At 47.2% G+C, this 428-nt stretch carries 1 protein-coding gene; it reads right to left on the bottom strand.

The genetic code is table 11. The features are described from left to right. Positions 1–428, bottom strand: a 428-nt coding sequence (locus tag ACYP03_RS24235) for a glutamine amidotransferase-related protein (RefSeq protein WP_459782401.1), incomplete at both ends; no start/stop codon positions are given.

The following is a 428-nucleotide window of genomic DNA, read 5'->3' as shown; positions in this document are numbered from 1 at the left end:
AATATAACTTTCCCCGCATGGGCCACTCAGATGTAAAGTGCGTGAACTGACCTCATAGCGAAATACTATGGCTTCATTGGGTTGTCCGCTGCCCATTAGCGAATACCTGGCAGACCGCGCATCCGCCATTTCACTGTCGAGCCAAAAGGCGGATGTTTTGCCCGAAAAATAACGCGAAAAAATGTCAGCGGCATTCATCGTCATCTTCAGGGGCTCATAATTGACTTTCAATGAGAATGTGCCCGCCGCTTCTTTTATAACGCGCTGTATTTCATTGTCTGTGCCAGAGTCACTGCCATCCAGTTCACCGCGATTGATCATATTAATGAAATTACCAATCAGAGTATGTCCATACTCGGATTCGATCGATTCCGGATGGAACTGAACGCCCCATATCGGTTTTTCGCGATGCGCAAGTCCCATAATCA

Source organism: Photobacterium sp. R1, from assembly GCF_054600795.1.
The sequence above is the reverse complement of the archived record's forward strand: the minus strand, read 5'-3'. Positions and strand labels throughout refer to the sequence as shown.